The organism is Kosakonia sp., from assembly GCF_032104925.1.
In the GTDB taxonomy this organism is placed as follows: domain Bacteria; phylum Pseudomonadota; class Gammaproteobacteria; order Enterobacterales; family Enterobacteriaceae; genus Kosakonia.
This window is the reverse complement of the sequence record NZ_DAMCGF010000004.1, coordinates 261,937-278,691: the sequence shown is the minus strand read 5'-3', so window position 1 is coordinate 278,691 and position 16,755 is coordinate 261,937. Positions and strand designations below refer to the sequence as shown.

Below are 16,755 nucleotides of genomic sequence, written 5' to 3'. Positions count from 1 at the left end.
TATATACTGAGAGAAAGGTGACGAATTTGTCACGAGCAATGTAAGAGAAACAGGGGGCAAGGGATGTTGCTTAAGAAGTCGTATGGTCGTCGAATGCCGGCGCTGAGTTTATGCCTGGCATTCGCATTCGCTCCACTGTTTAGTGTGCAGGCCGATGAGCCTGAAATCGTGCCGGTGGATAGCTCGGCGACGCCAGGTGAGCAGCCAACCGTGCTGCCGCAGCCGCAGGAACAGTCACCTGCGACGGCGATGTTGATCGGCGTGAAACCTTTCCCGTCTGGCGTTTCCGTTGTTGATGTGCGCGCACAGCTTCAGTCGCAATTGCCAGCCAACTGGACGCCGGTCTATATGGATCAGCTCGCTGCGTTATACGCCGCGCGCGGGCAAAAACCGATGTGGGATAACCGCGAGGCGGTGCAGGCGTTTCAGCAGCAACTGGCAGAAGTAGCGATTGCAGGGTTTCAGCCACAATTTACTACCTGGGTTGAATTACTCACCGATCCCGCGGTTTCCGGCATGGCGCGCGATGTTGTGCTGTCTGATGCGATGCTGGGATATTTGCACTTTGTCTCGGGTATCCAGTCGAAGGGCCAGCGCTGGCTCTATAGCGACAAACCTTATGCACTCACAACGCCTGCCATTTCGGTCATTAACCAGTGGCAACTGGCGCTGGACAATGGATCTCTGCCTGGTTTTATCGATCATCTTGCACCACATCACCCGCAGTATGCTGCTATGCACCAGTCACTATTGGCGCTGGTGGGCGATGCTCGTCCGTGGCCGCAAATCACCAGCACGGTGACGTTGCGTCCGGGGCAGTGGAGCAATGATATTCCGGCACTGCGTGAGATCCTGCAGCGCACCGGTATGCTGGAGGGGGGACCAAATATCGCCTTACCGGGTGATAACGTCGCCGTTAGCCCTTCGGCTCAGCACGTAAAAAAAGCGCAGCCGACGCGCGCGGCATATGACCGCCAACTGGTGGAAGCGGTCAAACGCTTCCAGGCATGGCAAGGGTTGCATGCGGATGGCGTGATTGGCCAGGGGACGCGCGACTGGCTGAACGTAAGTCCGTCGCAGCGCGCCGGGTTACTGGCACTGAATATCCAGCGCTTGCGTTTGCTGCCGGGCACGCTTTCGACCGGCATCATGGTCAACATTCCTGAATATTCGCTGGTTTATTACCTCAACGGTAACCAGGTGCTGGCATCACGGGTGATCGTGGGCCGGCCGGACCGCAAAACGCCGATGATGAGCAGCGCGCTGAACAACGTGGTGGTTAACCCGCCGTGGAACGTGCCGCCAACGCTGGCGCGTAAGGATATTCTACCGAAGGTATGGAACGATCCGGCTTATCTTGAGCGCCACGGTTATACCGTATTGCGAGGATGGAACAGCAAGGAAGCGATCGACCCGTCCATGGTTGACTGGGCGACCATCACGCCTGCGAACTTACCATTCCGTTTCCAGCAGGCTCCTGGTGCGCAGAATTCGCTGGGACGCTATAAGTTCAATATGCCGAGCTCGGACGCTATCTATTTGCATGATACGCCGAACCATAATCTGTTCCAGAAAGAGGCACGGGCATTGAGCTCTGGCTGCGTGCGTGTCAATAAAGCCTCTGAGCTCGCTAATATGCTGTTGCAGGATGCGGGATGGAACGATACGCGGATTTCTGATGCGCTAAAACAGGGAGATACGCGTTATGTCAATATTCGTCATGATATCCCGGTCAATCTCTATTACCTGACCGCCTTTGTCGGGGCTGACGGGCGGACGCAGTATCGTACAGATATTTACAATTATGATCTGACGGCGCGATCGGGTGCACAAATCTTGTCGAAAGCTGAACAATTAATCAGATAAATGAAGCAGTTTCAGTCAGCGTGTTGTCGTAATAACTGGTAGAAAATGGGCTCTGGAGGCTACAGAGCCCGTATTTACTGGGATGAGGCAGCCTTGACGTGGCGTTTGTTGCCCGGTAAGGTGCCTCTCGTGCGCTATACGAGTGCATAAATTTTGTTCAACATTGCTTATCTGTAGAATTTATTATCATGGATAAATTTGACGCTAATCGCCGCAAACTGCTGGCGTTGGGTGGGGTCGCACTCGGTGCTGCCATCTTACCAACACCGGCTTTTGCCACCCTTTCCACGCCGCGCCCGCGTATTTTGACGCTGAATAATCTGAATACCGGTGAATCTATTAAAGCTGAGTTTTTCGATGGCAGGGGCTATATTCAGGATGAATTAGCAAAACTTAATCATTTTTTCCGTGATTACCGCGCGAATAAAATCAAAACCATCGACCCTCGTTTGTTCGACCATCTTTTCCGTTTGCAAGGGCTGCTGGGAACACGCAAGCCAGTGCAACTGATCTCCGGTTACCGTTCTGTTGATACCAACAATGAACTACGCGCACACAGCCGCGGTGTGGCGAAACAGAGCTATCACACCAAAGGTCAGGCCATGGATTTCCATATTGAAGGGATTTCGCTGAGTAATATTCGCAAAGCCGCGTTATCTCTGCGCGCGGGTGGTGTAGGATACTACCCCAGCAGCAACTTTGTGCATATTGATACCGGGCCGGTAAGGCACTGGTAAAACTCAGGCTGAGCTACAGGAGCAGTATGAACTATCGTATTATTCCGGTTACCGCGTTCTCCCAGAATTGTTCGCTTATCTGGTGTGAGCAGACCCAACTTGCCGCCGTGGTCGATCCCGGTGGTGACGCCGAACGGATTATTCAGGAAGTGGATGCTTCAGGCGTGACACTGACGCAGATCCTGCTTACGCATGGTCACCTTGATCATGTTGGCGCCGCAGCCGAACTGGCGCAGCATTATGGTGTGCCGATTATCGGCCCGGAAAAAGAAGATGAGTTCTGGCTGCAAGGCCTGCCGGCACAAAGCCGGATGTTTGGCCTGGAGGAGTGCCAGCCGCTGACGTCCGATCGTTGGTTAAATGAAGGCGACAGCGTCACGGTGGGTAAAATAACGCTGCAGGTATTGCACTGTCCTGGTCATACGCCGGGGCACATTGTGTTCTTTGATGCACAATCTCGTTTGCTGATTTCCGGCGATGTGATTTTTAAAGGCGGTGTAGGGCGCAGCGATTTCCCGAAGGGCAACCATGGGCAATTGATTGATTCCATCAAGCGCAAATTGTTGCCGCTCGGTGATGATGTTACTTTCCTTCCCGGACATGGTCCGATGTCTACGCTGGGAAATGAGCGGTTGCACAATCCGTTTCTGCAAGATGAATTACCTGTCTGGTAAATAAAAAGGGGTCGCTTCGGCGACCCTTTTTGTTGCTGCTGTAACTTACAGTACGGCAACGATAGCTTCGCACAGCGGCGACATATTATCCGGCGTCATGCCTGCGACGTTAATGCGCCCTGAAGCAACCGCGTAGATACCAAACTCTTCACGCAAGCGCAGCACCTGCTCTTTGCTCAGGCCGCTGAACGAGAACATACCGTTCTGTCTGGTGATAAAGCTGAAATCGCGGTTAGCCCCTTTCTCCTGCAAGGTATTAACAAACAGCAGGCGCATACGCTGAATGCGCTGGCGCATGTCTGTTAACTCTTGTTCCCAAATGGCACGCAGAGCCTCGTTACTGAGAATGGTTGCAACCACGGAAGCGCCGTGTGCTGGCGGGTTAGAGTAGTTAGCACGGATAACGGCTTTCATCTGGCTGAATGCGCGATCGGCGCTTTCCGCGTCTGCGCTCACCAATGTGCAGGCACCGACGCGTTCATTGTACAGACCAAAGTTTTTTGAAAACGAACTGGCAACCAGCAGCTCTTTATGCAGCGCAGCAAACGCGCGTAATCCTTCAGCATCTTCTTCGAGGCCGCGAGCAAAGCCCTGATAAGCGAAGTCGAACAGTGGCAGCCAGCCTTTTTCAACGGACAGCTTCGCCAGTGTTTCCCACTGTTCCAGCGTTGGATCGATACCGGTCGGGTTATGGCAGCAACCGTGGAACAGCACCACATCGCCTGCCTGGGCATTGTTCAGGCTTGCCAGTAGACCCTCGAAGTCCAGCGCATGATTTTGCGCGTCGTAATAAGCGTATTCACACACTTCCAGCCCGGCGGAGTTAAATACGCCTTTGTGGTTCGGCCAGCTCGGGTTGCTCACCCAGACACGTTTTGCGGAGGTGTTTTTAGCGAGAAAATCTGCCGCCACACGCAGGCCACCCGTACCGCCAGGTGTTTGCGCGGTGCGCGCACGTTTGTCATTGATAATCGCGCTGCCTTTGCCGAACAGCAGTTCCTGCGTGCAACGGCCAAACTCAGGAATACCGTCGATACCGAGGTAGTTCTTGGTGGTTTCATTTTCCAGCAGATAAAGCTCGGCTTTTTTAACGCTGGTCAGCACCGGGGTCTTGCCGGTTTCATCTTTATAGACACCGATGCCTAAGTTGATTTTATTGGGGCGTTCATCGGCGCGAAACAGATCGGCCAGACCCAGAATAGGGTCGGCAGGTGCGGCGGTTATATTCTCAAACATGACGAGGTTCCATTTTGATGACAGAAGGGAGATCCGCTATCAGGTTAACGGCTGACACAGGAATTGCCAACCGTTTGCGATAAAAAGCGCGATGCTTTTCAAAACTCATCGTAATTTATCTTACAGGCATAAAAAAACAGGGCCAAAGGCCCTGTTTGATATGCATATAACAGTCGAGGGTGACTGATTAGAACTGGTAAACGATACCTACTGCTACGGTGTCGTCAGAACCTACGCCCAGTTTGTTATCTTTATCAATCTGGTTGATGATGTAGTCAACATAGGTGGACATGTTTTTGTTGAAGTAGTAGGTAGCACCAACTTCAACATAGTTGATGTAATCTTCGCTACCGATACCTTCAACATCTTTCGCTTTAGATTTGTAGTAAGCGATGGATGGACGCAGGCCGAAGTCGAACTGGTACTGTGCAACAACGGAGAAGTCCTGAGTTTTGTTCAGGTAACCATTGCGCTCAACGCTGCGCGGCGGGGTCGTATTCAGGCGAGTTGCGTTACGGCTTTCTCCATACAATGCTGCCAGGTAGATATTGTTCGCATCGTATTTGATACCGGTTGCCCACTGTTCGGCTTTCTGACCAGCTGCGCCATAGCCAGTTGCAGACGCATCATTTGCTTCCTGAACATTGGTACGATCCGCTGCGCCGTATGCACCAACGATACCGAAGCCTTCAAAGTCATAGCTTACAGAAGTAGCCCAGCCGTCGCCGTTGGAACGAGTAATGTCATCCGCACTATCAGTGAGTTTTTTAGCACGCTCGTTTTTACCCAGGTACTGTACGCCGAAGTTCAGACCGTCAACCAGACCGAAGAAGTTGTGGTTACGATAAGTTGCCAGACCACCGTTACGGCCAGAGAAGAAGTTATCGCTGTTTCCGGTATCACCACCGAATTCTGGCAGCATGTCGGTTACGCCGATTGCATCATATACCAGACCGTAGTTACGACCGTAGTCTAAAGAACCTGCGTCACCGAATTTCAGACCAGCGAATGCCAGACGCGTTTTGTTACCCTTCTGAGCATCGGTACCACCTTCAGAGTTGTTACCCTGGAAGTTGTATTCCCACTGACCGTAACCGGTCAGCTGATCGTTGATTTTAGTTTCGCCTTTGAAGCCCAGACGAGCGTAAGTTTTATCGCCGTTGCCGCCGTAGCTGTTGGCACCGTTGTCTTTAGAGAAGTAGTGCAGACCTACAGCTTTACCGTAGATGTCTACTTTGTTGCCGTCTTTGTTGTAGATTTCTGCAGCGTTAGCTGCACCGGCTGCCAGCAGAGCAGGGATAACCACTGCCAGAATATTGCGCTTCATCATTATTTATTACCCTCATTGGTTTTTTTGAACACCTGCCACTGCCGCCAATAAATTCCGTCAAAAAAAATTTACGGAACTATTGATGAGAGTTTGGTGTCTTTCTGTGTCTGAAAGGCATCTTTCCAAACATAACAACGTTTCGCTACCCTGAAAGTGCTACAAATGTCTTAAAGCAGTAACAAAAAGAAATATTGTGTAAGATTTTATGTATTTTTGGGAACTTTGTGAACCATCTCAAAGTTCAGCACCGGGTGCTGATTTAATGAGCGATATCATTGCTATTTATATGAATTACTTATATTTAATTAAGCTAAAGGCTTTTCTTATCCGCGAAACGCGCGTGTCGTGTTTTTTCTTATAACGGCATTTAGCCATCCAGATTGCTGTGCTTATTTTAACCAAAAGTGCTAATTAACAGGCTGACATATTCCGCAATAAACGGTTTGGGGGATTTACGTACAAAAGTTTTTCAGGTGTAAAAAAGCGCAAAGAAGGGTAAAAAACGCGGCGGGGATTGGTGGGAACACTCGTGAACTGTTAATGAAAGTTGACAGGCGTCACATAAATGAAAAAGGCCAGCGATAGCGCTGGCCTTAAGAACATCAGAATGTTGCGGAACGCGGAGTCCGCGGGAAAGGGATCACATCACGCACGTTCTGTACGCCTGTCACATAGGCTATCAGGCGTTCAAAACCCAGACCGAAGCCGGAGTGCGGTACAGTGCCGTAACGGCGCAGATCGCGATACCACCAGTAATCTTCTTTATTCAGCCCCATTTCTGCCATACGGGCATCCAGGACATCAAGACGCTCTTCACGCTGCGAACCGCCGATGATTTCACCGATCCCCGGTGCCAGCACATCCATCGCCGCCACGGTTTTACCATCTTCGTTAAGACGCATATAGAACGCTTTAATATCTTTCGGGTAGTTTTTCACCACCACCGGTGCTTTGAAGTGTTTCTCGGCCAGGTAACGTTCATGTTCAGAAGCCAGGTCAACGCCCCAGTACACCGGGTTCTCGAACTTCTCACCACATTTTTCGAGAATGGCGACCGCATCGGTGTAATCAACCTGAGCGAAATCTGCCGCGATGAAACGCTCCAGACGGCCAATCGCGTCTTTGTCCACACGTTCTTCAAAGAACTTCAGGTCGTCCAGACGCTCGTCCAGCACCGCTTTAAAGGCGTATTTCAGCATCGCTTCAGCCAGACGGGCGTTATCGTCGAGATCGGCGAAAGCGATTTCTGGTTCCAGCATCCAGAATTCAGCCAGGTGACGGCTGGTGTTGGAGTTCTCCGCGCGGAACGTCGGGCCGAAGGTATAAACCTTGGACAGGGCGCAGGCATAGGTTTCAGCGTTCAACTGGCCGGAAACGGTCAGGAAAGCTTCTTTACCAAAGAAATCTTTATCAAAATCGACTTTGCCTTCCGCAGTACGCGGCAGGTTTTCCATATCCAGCGTGGAGACACGGAACATTTCGCCTGCGCCTTCGGTATCCGACGCGGTAATAAGCGGCGCAGATACCCAGAAGAAACCTTGTTCGTCGAAGAAACGATGCAGCGCCTGCGCCAGCGTGTGGCGAACGCGCGCAACCGCGCCAATCAGGTTAGTGCGCGGGCGCAGGTGAGCAACTTCACGCAGATATTCAATACTGTGGCGCTTTGCCGCCATCGGGTAGGTATCCGGATCTTCAACCCAGCCGGTGACGTCGACAGAGGTCGCCTGAATTTCCAGACTCTGGCCTTCGCCCGGTGACGCCACGACTTTGCCGGTGACGATAACGGAGCAACCGGTGGTCAGACGCAGCACTTCGTCATGGTAATTGGGCAGAGAATTATTAATAACGGCCTGTACAGGATTAAAGCAGGAGCCGTCATAAACGGCGAGGAAGGAGATACCAGCTTTAGAATCTCGGCGGGTGCGTACCCATCCGCGTACGGTGACTTCACTGTCAACGGCCACGCGGCTATGGAATACGTCGGCTACAGGCACAACGCTCATAATATTCTCTCTGTTAATAGTCGGAAAAAATAAACACTTGTCCGCCCGATTAGGGGGGATATCTATGTTACCTGGCGTACGCCATCAGACAAGCAGAATTCGCAGGAACCATTAATAAATTATTGGCAAAAAAGAAGGGAGCCCCCAGGCTCCCTGCTATTAACTGGCTTTTTTGACCTGCGGCAGGTCAAACGCTTCGCGTAAGGCGCGAACAAACGCCTTGTCATGGCAGATAGTTTTCCCGGGGCTGTCGGATAATTTTGCCACCGGTTTTCCGTTGCACTCAACGAGCTTAATAACAATATTCAGCGGTTTTACGCCGGGAATATCACACGTCAGGCGTGTCCCGATACCAAAGCCCAGCTTGACGCGATCGGCAAAGTGGCAATAGAGATCCAGCGCTTTGTTCAGATCGAGATTATCCGAGAATATTAGCGTCTTCGACAGAGGATCGATGCCGAGTTTCTCATAGTGGGCAATCGCTTTTTCGCCCCATTCCACCGGATCGCCAGAATCATGGCGTAGCCCCTGGTAACGGGTTGCAAATTCCGCGCCGAAGTCACGTAAAAACGCATCCATCGTAATACAGTCTGTTAACGCAATCCCCAGTTGGTTTGGATACTCCTCAAGCCAGGCCGCGAGTGCCGCGCGCTGGCTGGTGGCCAAATCGGGGCTGATCTGTTGGTGTGCCTGGAACCACTCATGCGCCTGGGTGCCCATGGGGGTCAGCGACAGTCGGCGGGCCAGGTCATAATTACTGGTGCCAATAAACCAGGGTTCTTGTTGCAACCGTTCGACTATCGCTTGTTGCACATCGCGGGAGAAACGGCGGCGCGTACCGAAATCCATCAGACGGAAACCGGACATATCTACCTGCGCGGTGCGCGCAGCGAAATCCGCCAGTTTCTCTTCCAGATGCAGCAGAGCCTGCTGCACGCCAGTCTGTGGCGAACGGCAGCGGTGAACCACTTCACTGATCACTGCCAGCAGCGGCACTTCCCACATGATCACTTCGCGCCACGGACCGGAAAGGCTGATATGCAGCTTGCCGTTGTCGTTAGTAATCGTGACCTGGCGCGGGTCATAACGAAAATGACGGAGCCAGTTAAGGTAGTCAGGCTGAAAGAAGGGGAGGCCGGACAGCCACAGATACTCGTCATCTTGCAGACGCAACGATTGCATCGCGTCGACCTGTTCGCGAATCGCATCTGCGTAGATACCGAGCAGGTCATCGCCGCGACAGCGGAATTCAGCCGACACATGCACGTCATAATAGTGGTGAAACACCGCTTGCTGCATGTGCAGCTTGTAAGCGTCGGTATCCAGCAGCGTTTGCAGACCTGAGAAAGCGAGTTGAGTCATGGTGCGCAGTAGCATCCTCTTACAGGAGCGTTTAGTACAATAAACAAAGCAGAATGTCGCTGGAGTATACCTTGTTTACCTGGTTATTGAACCCTGATCACACCATAAGGCGTTGAATGGGTCGATGGCATTTCGTGCCGACTGTTATAAAAATGTAGCAGACAGAGCTTTTCCCTCTGAAAAGATGAAGATTCTGCGTGGCGCGTTTGCGGCAACCGGAATAGACTGGAGTCGTAACCAACAGAAGATGCTAAAGGTTTTTTATGACACAACAGCCACAAGCCAAATACCGTCACGACTACCGTGCGCCGGACTACCTGATTAGCGATATTGACTTGACCTTTGACCTTGACGCCGCCAAAACCGTCGTCACTGCGCTGAGCAAAGTGTCACGCCATAGCGCCTCTGCTGTGCCGCTGCGCCTGGATGGCGGCGAGCTGACCCTGATTTCCATTCACGTAAATGATGAGCCCTGGACCAACTATAAAGAAGAAGGCTCCCAACTGGTGATCGATGGTTTGCCAGAGCGTTTTACCTTGCGCATTGTGAATGAAATAAGCCCGGCCGCGAATACCGCGCTCGAAGGGCTGTACCAGTCCGGTGAAGCGCTGTGTACGCAGTGTGAAGCGGAAGGCTTCCGCCATATTACCTGGTACCTGGACCGCCCGGATGTGCTGGCGCGTTTTACCACCAAACTGATTGCCGATAAAACCCGCTATCCGTTCCTGCTCTCTAACGGCAACCGTGTTGATCAGGGCGAACTGGAGAATGGTCGTCACTGGGTACAGTGGCAGGATCCGTTCCCGAAACCCTGCTATCTGTTTGCGCTGGTCGCTGGGGATTTCGACGTGCTGCGCGATACGTTCACCACCCGTTCCGGGCGTGAAGTGGCGCTGGAGCTATATGTCGATCGCGGCAACCTCGATCGTGCACCGTGGGCGATGACCTCGCTGAAAAATTCTATGAAGTGGGACGAACAGCGTTTCGGCCTCGAATACGATCTCGACATCTATATGATTGTCGCTGTCGACTTCTTCAATATGGGTGCCATGGAAAACAAAGGGTTGAACATCTTCAACTCGAAATACGTGCTTGCCCGCACCGATACCGCTACCGATAAAGATTACCTTGATATCGAGCGCGTCATTGGTCACGAATACTTCCATAACTGGACCGGTAACCGCGTAACCTGCCGCGACTGGTTCCAGCTCAGCCTGAAAGAGGGCTTGACGGTGTTCCGCGATCAGGAGTTCAGTTCTGACCTGGGCTCCCGTGCGGTAAACCGCATTAATAATGTGCGCACCATGCGTGGTCTGCAGTTCGCCGAAGACGCCAGCCCGATGGCGCACCCGATCCGCCCGGATAAAGTTATTGAAATGAATAACTTCTACACCCTGACGGTGTATGAAAAGGGCGCGGAAGTTATTCGCATGATGCATACGCTGCTTGGCGAAGAGAATTTCCAGAAAGGGATGCAGCTCTATTTTGAGCGTCATGACGGTAGCGCGGCGACCTGCGACGATTTCGTGCAGGCCATGGAGGATGCGTCAAACATCGATCTGTCGCATTTCCGCCGCTGGTACAGCCAGGCCGGTACGCCAGTGGTGACGGTGCACGATGATTACAACCCGAACACTGAGCAATACACGTTGACCATCAGCCAGCGCACACCGCCGACCGCCGAACAGCAAGACAAACTGCCGCTGCATATCCCGTTCGATATCGAACTTTACGATAACGAAGGTAAAGTGATCCCGTTGCAGAAAGACGGGCACCCGGTACATAACGTCCTGAACGTCACTCAGGCGGAACAGACCTTTATCTTTGATAACGTCTATTTCCAGCCGGTGCCGTCGCTGCTGCGTGAATTCTCTGCGCCGGTGAAGCTGGAATATAAATGGAGCGATCAGCAACTGACCTTCCTGATGCGCCACGCCAGTAACGATTTCTCCCGCTGGGACGCGGCGCAGAGCCTGCTGGCTACGCACATTAAACTGAACGTTGCGCGCCATCAGCAGGGCCAGGCGCTGTCGCTGCCACTGCATGTCGCGGATGCGTTTCGCGCGATCCTGCTGGACGAGACGATTGATCCTGCGCTTGCCGCAGAGATCCTGACGCTGCCGTCGGCAAATGAGATCGCCGAACTGTTTGAAACCATCGATCCTGTGGCCATCGCGGCGGTACGCGAAGCGCTGACGCGCACGCTTGCCACCGAACTTGCGGATGAGTGTCTGGCGGTGTACAACGCGTACAAACTCGATAGCTACCGCGTTGAACATGCGGATATCGGCAAACGCTCTTTGCGTAACACGTGCTTGCGTTACCTGGCGTTTGGCGATGCGCAACTGGCAGACAAACTGGTGAGCCAGCAGTATCACGACGCAGATAATATGACGGATGCGCTGGCGGCGCTTTCGGCGGCGGTTGCCGCGCAACTGCCGTGCCGCGATGCGCTGATGCAGGAATACGATGACAAATGGCATCACGACGGTCTGGTGATGGATAAATGGTTTATTCTGCAGGCCACCAGCCCGGCGAAAGATGTGCTGCAAACGGTGCGCAGCCTGTTGAAACACCGCTCGTTCACCCTCAGCAACCCGAACCGCATCCGCTCGCTGATTGGCGCTTTCGCCAGCAGCAACCCGGCAGCGTTCCATGCGCTGGATGGGAGCGGCTATCAGTTCCTGGCGGAAATGCTAACCGAGCTGAACAGCCGTAACCCGCAAGTGGCATCGCGTCTGATTGAGCCGCTGATCCGCCTGAAACGCTATGACGCTAAACGTCAGGCGATGATGCGTGCGGCGCTGGAGCAGTTAAAAGCGTTGCCGAACCTTTCCGGCGATCTGTACGAGAAAGTCAGCAAAGCGCTGGCGTAACAAAAATGCCGCCTTCACCGAAGGCGGCACTGTTTTCCCCGCAAAGGGCGCGCCAAAACCGTTATAAAGCCGCGTATACCAGTCCGTGATTTACCCCCGCCCACCTGGCTGAATTCAAACCGGTTGACGACTGCGCCGACAGAGCGTGGTTTTCAATAAGCAATAAACCTTAACGGGCGCGACCTGTGCTGGTTACTACAGAACATTAAGCGTGACGAGTTTTTGGTAACGGAACGGTTTCTGACTCGCTGCGTTTCATCACCCGATTCAACACTTCCGCTTCCAGTTCTGCCAGTCTCACCGAACCCAGGCGGCGCGGATGCGGCAGATCGATGGCTAGGTCCAGCCCGATTTTTCCCTCTTCTATTAACAGGACGCGATCCGCCATCGCTACCGCTTCACTGACATCATGCGTCACCAGTACCACCGTGAAACCGTGTGTCTGCCACAGCTCCATAATCAGTGCCTGCATTTCCAGACGGGTTAACGCATCCAGCGCACCCAGGGGTTCGTCGAGCAACAGCAAACCCGGTTGATGTACCAGCGCCCGTGCCAGCGCGACCCGCTGTTTCTGCCCGCCGGACAACGCTGCTGGCCACTCGCTGGCTCGCTGTTCCAGCCCGACCGCGCGTAACGCATCCTGTGCGGCTTCCCGCCAGCGGCCTTTCAACCCTAAACCAACATTATCTATCACAGACTTCCATGGCAGCAGCCGGGCATCCTGAAACATCATCCGCGTGTCGTTTTGAATATTCGCCAGTGGTGTATTGCCCGCTAACAGCTCTCCGGCATTGGCGGTTTCCAGCCCGGCCAGCAGGCGCAGCAATGTGCTTTTGCCTCCACCGCTGCGGCCTACCACGGCGACAAACTGCCCGGCGGCAATATGCAGATCCAGCCCGCTGAGGACGGTGTTATCGCCGTAACGTTTACTCACGCCGTTTAATAACAACGGGATCCCCTGAGTGAGACGCGCCGTATTCATGCTGTTGCCTCCTTCACGTGGTAAGCGGGATGCCAGCGCAGCCACAGGCGCTCCAGCAATTGCGCACTCACATCGGCCAGTTTGCCGAGCAGGGCATAGAGAATAATGGCTACCACCACAACATCCGTTTGCAGGAACTCTCTGGCGTTCATCGCCAGGTAGCCAATTCCGGCGTTGGCGGAAATTGTCTCGGCAACAATCAGCGTCAGCCACATCAGGCCGAGCGCAAAGCGTACCCCGACCATAATCGACGGCAGCGCGCCGGGCAGGATCACATGAACAAAGAGCGCAAAACCGGACAAACCGTAGCTGCGCGCCATCTCCAGCAATCCCCGGTCGATATTACGAATGCCGTGCCAGGTATTGATATAAATGGGGAACAACGTGCCGAGCGCGACAAGAAAAATTTTCGCGCTCTCATCGATACCAAACCACAAGATAACCAGTGGGATCAGCGCCAGATGCGGCACATTGCGCAACATCTGGATGGAGGTATCCAGCAGACGTTCTCCCCAGCGCGACAACCCGCTAATCAACCCCAGTGTGAGACCGATAGTGCCGCCAATCGAGAAACCAATTACCGCGCGCCAGGAGCTGATCGCCAGGTGTTGCCACAATTCACCGCTCACGCTTAATGTCCAGAATGCTTCCAGCACGCCTTCCGGTGAGGGAAGGATGCGCGTGGAGAGCAAGCCGGTGGAGGAGGCGATTTGCCACACCACCACAATCCCCGCCGGCAGTAGCCAGGGGGCAATGTGCAGGAGCCATTTCTTTTCTACCGCCATAATTGCCTCAGCTTTGCGCCACTTTTCGGGGAATAAACTCGTTCGCCACCGTTTCGCCCTGCAACTGCAACGGTTGTGGCTGCGGAATTTGCGGCACCGCGACATCCAGGTGCGGGAACAGCAGTTCGCCGACGCGATATGCCTCTTCCAGGTGCGGATAGCCGGAAAGAATAAAGCTGTCGATACCAAGCTCAGCGTATTCATTGATTCTTGCCGCGACGGTCGGGCCATCGCCCACCAGCGCGGTTCCCGCGCCGCCGCGTACCAGCCCAACGCCCGCCCACAGGTTGGGGCTGATCTCCAGTTGATCGCGCTTGCCGCCATGAAGCGCCGCCATCCGCTGTTGACCTACGGAGTCCTGGCGAGAGAAGGCGGCCTGCGCTTTAGCAATCGTGGCATCATCCAGATGGGCGATCAGGTTATTCGCTGCCTGCCAGGCTTCGGCATTCGTTTCCCGGACAATCACATGCAGCCGAATACCGAAGCGCACTTTACGCCCGTGGGCTGCGGCTTTGGCGCGCACCTGTTCAATTTTTTCTTTTACCTGCGCTGGCGGCTCGCCCCATGTCAGATAGAGGTCAACCTGCTCAGCGGCCAGATCTTGCGCCACATCGGACGATCCACCGAAATAGAGCGGCGGTCGCGGTTGCTGCACCGGCGGGAAAAAGAGTTTCGCGCCGCGTACATGAATATGTTTGCCCTCGAAGTCTACGGTGTCGCCTTCCAGCAGACGACGCCAGACGTGAGTAAACTCCGCGGAGGCTTCATAACGCTGCGTATGATCGAGAAATACGCCGTCTCCGGCCAGTTCCTGCGGATCGCTGCCGGTTACCAGGTTAAACAGCGCACGTCCATTTGATAGCCTGTCCAGCGTCGCCGCCTGGCGTGCAGCAACGGTCGGCGACGTGACGCTGGGACGCAGGGCGACAAGAAACTTCAACCGCTGCGTTACCGGGATAAGTGAGGCGGCGACCAGCCACGCATCTTCACAGGAGCGTCCGGTAGGGATCAGCACCCCGCTGAACCCTAAACGATCCGCCGCCTGAGCGACTTGTTGTAAATAAGCATGATCTACCGGGCGCGAGCCGTGGTCCGTCCCTAAGTAGTGACCATCGCCGTGGGTGGGTAAAAACCAGAACAGATTTAAGCTCATGATTTGGCTCCTTGTTTGGCCGGTTGCCAGATACGGGTGCGAATATCGACTTTTTTCGGTAGCAACCGGTTCTCATAAAAGAGATCGGCCGTTTGCTGTTGCAGTGCGGCGGTGGTGTCATCGACCGGTGAGATTTTGGTCGGTGGACGGTGATCGAAATAGCTGGCAATCACCGGCTGGGGCAGCCCCAGCGTTTTGGCAAACAGCGCGATGCTTTCGTCACGCTGGCTAATGGTTAACGCATCGGCTTCGCTAAAGGTGTTCAGAACGCCCTGAATAAATGCACCGTTTTTTTCCGCATAGGGACGCGAAGCTAAATAGAAGGAGCCAGTCTGTTTCAGCGTGGTGCCGTCTTTCAGTACCCGCACGCCACCCTGCAGCAGCGCCGCCGAGTAGTAGGGATCCCAGATGGCCCATGCATCAACGTTACCTTGCTGGAACGCGGCGCGCGCATCCGCAGGTGTCAGAAACACTGGCTGAATATCGCTGAATTTCAGCCCGGCCTGTTGCAGTGCGCGCAGCAGTAAATTGTGTGAACTGGAACCTTTCTGGAAAGCGACTTTATGCCCTTTCAAATCGGCAACCGTTTTAATCGGACTGTTTTGTGCAACAAGGATCACTTCTGCTTTCGGCTTTGGTGGCTCAACGCCGACATACAGAAGATCCGCCCCCGCGGCTTGCGCAAAAATTGGCGGAATGTCGCCCGTGCTGCCGAGATCGATACTGCCAATATTCAGTGCTTCCAGCATTTGCGGGCCTGCCGGGAATTCCGTCCAGGTGATTTTGGTGTTCGGGTAGCGTTTTTCCAGCAGTTCATGGCTTTTTGCCAGCACCATGCTGACGCTGCCTTTCTGGTAACCAATACGCAAACTTTCCGGTGCCGGTTCGGCGGCCTGCGTCCAGGCGGAAAGCGTCAGTAAACCGCTTAACGCCAGCCATTGCGCGCGATTTTTAAACAGGTTAAACATGCGCGACTCCTTGCGGCAGGTGGAAATCCGGCGCCTGGATATCCCGGCGGTGCAGCGCTTGCCAGAAAGTTTCCAGCGCCTTATCCAGTCGGGTTTGCAGATTGGGCGTCAGGCTGGGCTTATGCTGGTAATCCAGCACCTGGCTATCATCGGCGAAGACGCCATGCAGGATCTCTTGCGCTTTCAGTGCGCTGAGCACCGGCTTCAGGGCGTAATCCACCGCCAGCATATGCGCCACGGTGCCGCCAGTGGCCAGCGGTAACACCACTTTGCCTTCCAGCGCCCGTTCGGGCAGCAGATCGAGCAGCGTTTTCAGGGCGCCGGAGTAAGCCGCTTTATAAATAGGTGTCGCGACGATTAACCCGTCGGCCTCGCTGAGTTGCCCAATAAATGTTTGCAACGCGGGGCTATCAAAGCGGGCATAGAGGAGATCCTCCGGCGCGAAATTTTGCAAATGCCAGTGACACACTTCAATATCCTGCGCATTCAGGCGCTCGCGGGCATACTCCAGCAACGCGCTGGAGCGGGAGGGAAAGCGCGGGCTTCCGGCCAGGGTGACAACTCTCATAATCGCTCCTTATAACCAATTGTTTGCTTTTAGATAACATTCATAACAATTAAGGGCAGTGTGGCAGAGTCGATTTATTCCACTAAATGATTTATTCGATGAAAATATGCTGAAATTTGCATAAAGGAGAGAGGTAAGAGAAAACGATTGCGTCGATTCGCCTTTTTTTGCCGCAGGTCAATTCCCTTTCGTCGGGTAATCACTGATAATACGCC

Annotated in this window: 13 protein-coding genes; 4 read left to right on the top strand and 9 right to left on the bottom strand. The window is 53.8% G+C overall.

Annotated elements, in window-relative coordinates; genetic code table 11:
• Positions 1-63: 63 nt before the first annotated feature.
• From ldtD to RT644_RS10610, 3 genes are all read left to right on the top strand, one after another.
• Complete coding sequence (gene ldtD, locus RT644_RS10620; RefSeq protein ID WP_313626605.1) at positions 64-1,866, top strand: L,D-transpeptidase; 1,803 nt, start codon at positions 64-66, stop codon at positions 1,864-1,866.
• Between the two features lie 188 nt (positions 1,867-2,054).
• Positions 2,055-2,603, top strand: a complete 549-nt coding sequence (locus RT644_RS10615) for a YcbK family protein (RefSeq protein ID WP_020457248.1) — start codon at positions 2,055-2,057, stop codon at positions 2,601-2,603.
• A gap of 26 nt (positions 2,604-2,629) precedes the next feature.
• Complete coding sequence (locus tag RT644_RS10610) at positions 2,630-3,277, top strand: MBL fold metallo-hydrolase (RefSeq protein ID WP_313626603.1); 648 nt, start codon at positions 2,630-2,632, stop codon at positions 3,275-3,277.
• A 45-nt stretch (positions 3,278-3,322) separates the two neighbouring features.
• On the opposite strand, the gene RT644_RS10605 is transcribed toward RT644_RS10610, so the two are convergent.
• The 4 genes from RT644_RS10605 to pncB all read right to left on the bottom strand — a co-directional run bounded on the left by RT644_RS10605 (position 3,323) and on the right by pncB (position 9,208).
• A complete protein-coding gene (locus RT644_RS10605) occupies positions 3,323-4,513 on the bottom strand; it encodes an amino acid aminotransferase (RefSeq protein ID WP_269231342.1) in 1,191 nt (396 codons plus the stop codon).
• A gap of 187 nt (positions 4,514-4,700) precedes the next feature.
• Positions 4,701-5,843, bottom strand: coding sequence for a porin OmpF (gene ompF / locus RT644_RS10600; protein ID WP_313626600.1), 1,143 nt, complete (start codon positions 5,841-5,843; stop codon positions 4,701-4,703).
• Between the two features lie 602 nt (positions 5,844-6,445).
• A complete protein-coding gene (gene asnS, locus RT644_RS10595) occupies positions 6,446-7,846 on the bottom strand; it encodes an asparagine--tRNA ligase (RefSeq protein ID WP_313626598.1) in 1,401 nt (466 codons plus the stop codon).
• A 159-nt stretch (positions 7,847-8,005) separates the two neighbouring features.
• Positions 8,006-9,208 (bottom strand): nicotinate phosphoribosyltransferase, encoded by a 1,203-nt coding sequence (pncB, locus tag RT644_RS10590; protein WP_313626597.1) that lies wholly within the window; start codon positions 9,206-9,208, stop codon positions 8,006-8,008.
• Between the two features lie 263 nt (positions 9,209-9,471).
• On the opposite strand from pncB, the gene pepN reads away from it, so the two are divergent.
• Entirely contained in the window at positions 9,472-12,084 is a 2,613-nt protein-coding gene (pepN, locus tag RT644_RS10585; protein WP_160270830.1) for an aminopeptidase N, read from the top strand.
• Between the two features lie 205 nt (positions 12,085-12,289).
• Here the strand turns inward: pepN and ssuB are convergent, their stop codons facing one another.
• From ssuB to ssuE, 5 genes are read right to left on the bottom strand one after another with little or no spacing between them, the layout of a single operon-like run.
• Positions 12,290-13,066, bottom strand: a complete 777-nt coding sequence (gene ssuB / locus RT644_RS10580) for an aliphatic sulfonates ABC transporter ATP-binding protein (protein WP_269231338.1) — start codon at positions 13,064-13,066, stop codon at positions 12,290-12,292.
• Positions 13,063-13,851, bottom strand: a complete 789-nt coding sequence (gene ssuC / locus RT644_RS10575) for an aliphatic sulfonate ABC transporter permease SsuC (RefSeq protein ID WP_313626594.1) — start codon at positions 13,849-13,851, stop codon at positions 13,063-13,065. Before ssuC ends, ssuB begins: the two co-directional genes overlap by 4 nt.
• Before the next feature lie 7 nt (positions 13,852-13,858).
• Positions 13,859-15,004: an FMNH2-dependent alkanesulfonate monooxygenase gene (gene ssuD, locus RT644_RS10570; RefSeq protein WP_017456211.1), complete on the bottom strand. Its 1,146-nt coding sequence runs from the start codon at positions 15,002-15,004 to the stop codon at positions 13,859-13,861.
• Positions 15,001-15,972, bottom strand: a complete 972-nt coding sequence (locus RT644_RS10565) for a sulfonate ABC transporter substrate-binding protein (protein ID WP_020457258.1) — start codon at positions 15,970-15,972, stop codon at positions 15,001-15,003. The genes ssuD and RT644_RS10565 overlap by 4 nt, the downstream gene beginning before the upstream one ends.
• A complete protein-coding gene (gene ssuE / locus RT644_RS10560; RefSeq protein ID WP_097407995.1) occupies positions 15,965-16,540 on the bottom strand; it encodes an NADPH-dependent FMN reductase in 576 nt (191 codons plus the stop codon). The genes RT644_RS10565 and ssuE overlap by 8 nt, the downstream gene beginning before the upstream one ends.
• Positions 16,541-16,755 lie beyond the last annotated feature (215 nt).

What these genes read in the sequence shown, in the direction of transcription:
- ssuE (WP_097407995.1), bottom strand. Translation starts at nt 16,540, where the DNA reads ATGAGAGTTGTCACCCTGGCCGGAAGCCCGCGCTTTCCCTCCCGCTCC.
- RT644_RS10615 (WP_020457248.1), top strand. Translation starts at nt 2,055, where the DNA reads ATGGATAAATTTGACGCTAATCGCCGCAAACTGCTGGCGTTGGGTGGG.
- pncB (WP_313626597.1), bottom strand. Translation starts at nt 9,208, where the DNA reads ATGACTCAACTCGCTTTCTCAGGTCTGCAAACGCTGCTGGATACCGAC.
- RT644_RS10605 (WP_269231342.1), bottom strand. Translation starts at nt 4,513, where the DNA reads ATGTTTGAGAATATAACCGCCGCACCTGCCGACCCTATTCTGGGTCTG.
- pepN (WP_160270830.1), top strand. Translation starts at nt 9,472, where the DNA reads ATGACACAACAGCCACAAGCCAAATACCGTCACGACTACCGTGCGCCG.
- ompF (WP_313626600.1), bottom strand. Translation starts at nt 5,843, where the DNA reads ATGATGAAGCGCAATATTCTGGCAGTGGTTATCCCTGCTCTGCTGGCA.
- ldtD (WP_313626605.1), top strand. Translation starts at nt 64, where the DNA reads ATGTTGCTTAAGAAGTCGTATGGTCGTCGAATGCCGGCGCTGAGTTTA.
- ssuC (WP_313626594.1), bottom strand. Translation starts at nt 13,851, where the DNA reads ATGGCGGTAGAAAAGAAATGGCTCCTGCACATTGCCCCCTGGCTACTG.
- asnS (WP_313626598.1), bottom strand. Translation starts at nt 7,846, where the DNA reads ATGAGCGTTGTGCCTGTAGCCGACGTATTCCATAGCCGCGTGGCCGTT.
- ssuB (WP_269231338.1), bottom strand. Translation starts at nt 13,066, where the DNA reads ATGAATACGGCGCGTCTCACTCAGGGGATCCCGTTGTTATTAAACGGC.
- RT644_RS10610 (WP_313626603.1), top strand. Translation starts at nt 2,630, where the DNA reads ATGAACTATCGTATTATTCCGGTTACCGCGTTCTCCCAGAATTGTTCG.
- ssuD (WP_017456211.1), bottom strand. Translation starts at nt 15,004, where the DNA reads ATGAGCTTAAATCTGTTCTGGTTTTTACCCACCCACGGCGATGGTCAC.
- RT644_RS10565 (WP_020457258.1), bottom strand. Translation starts at nt 15,972, where the DNA reads ATGTTTAACCTGTTTAAAAATCGCGCGCAATGGCTGGCGTTAAGCGGT.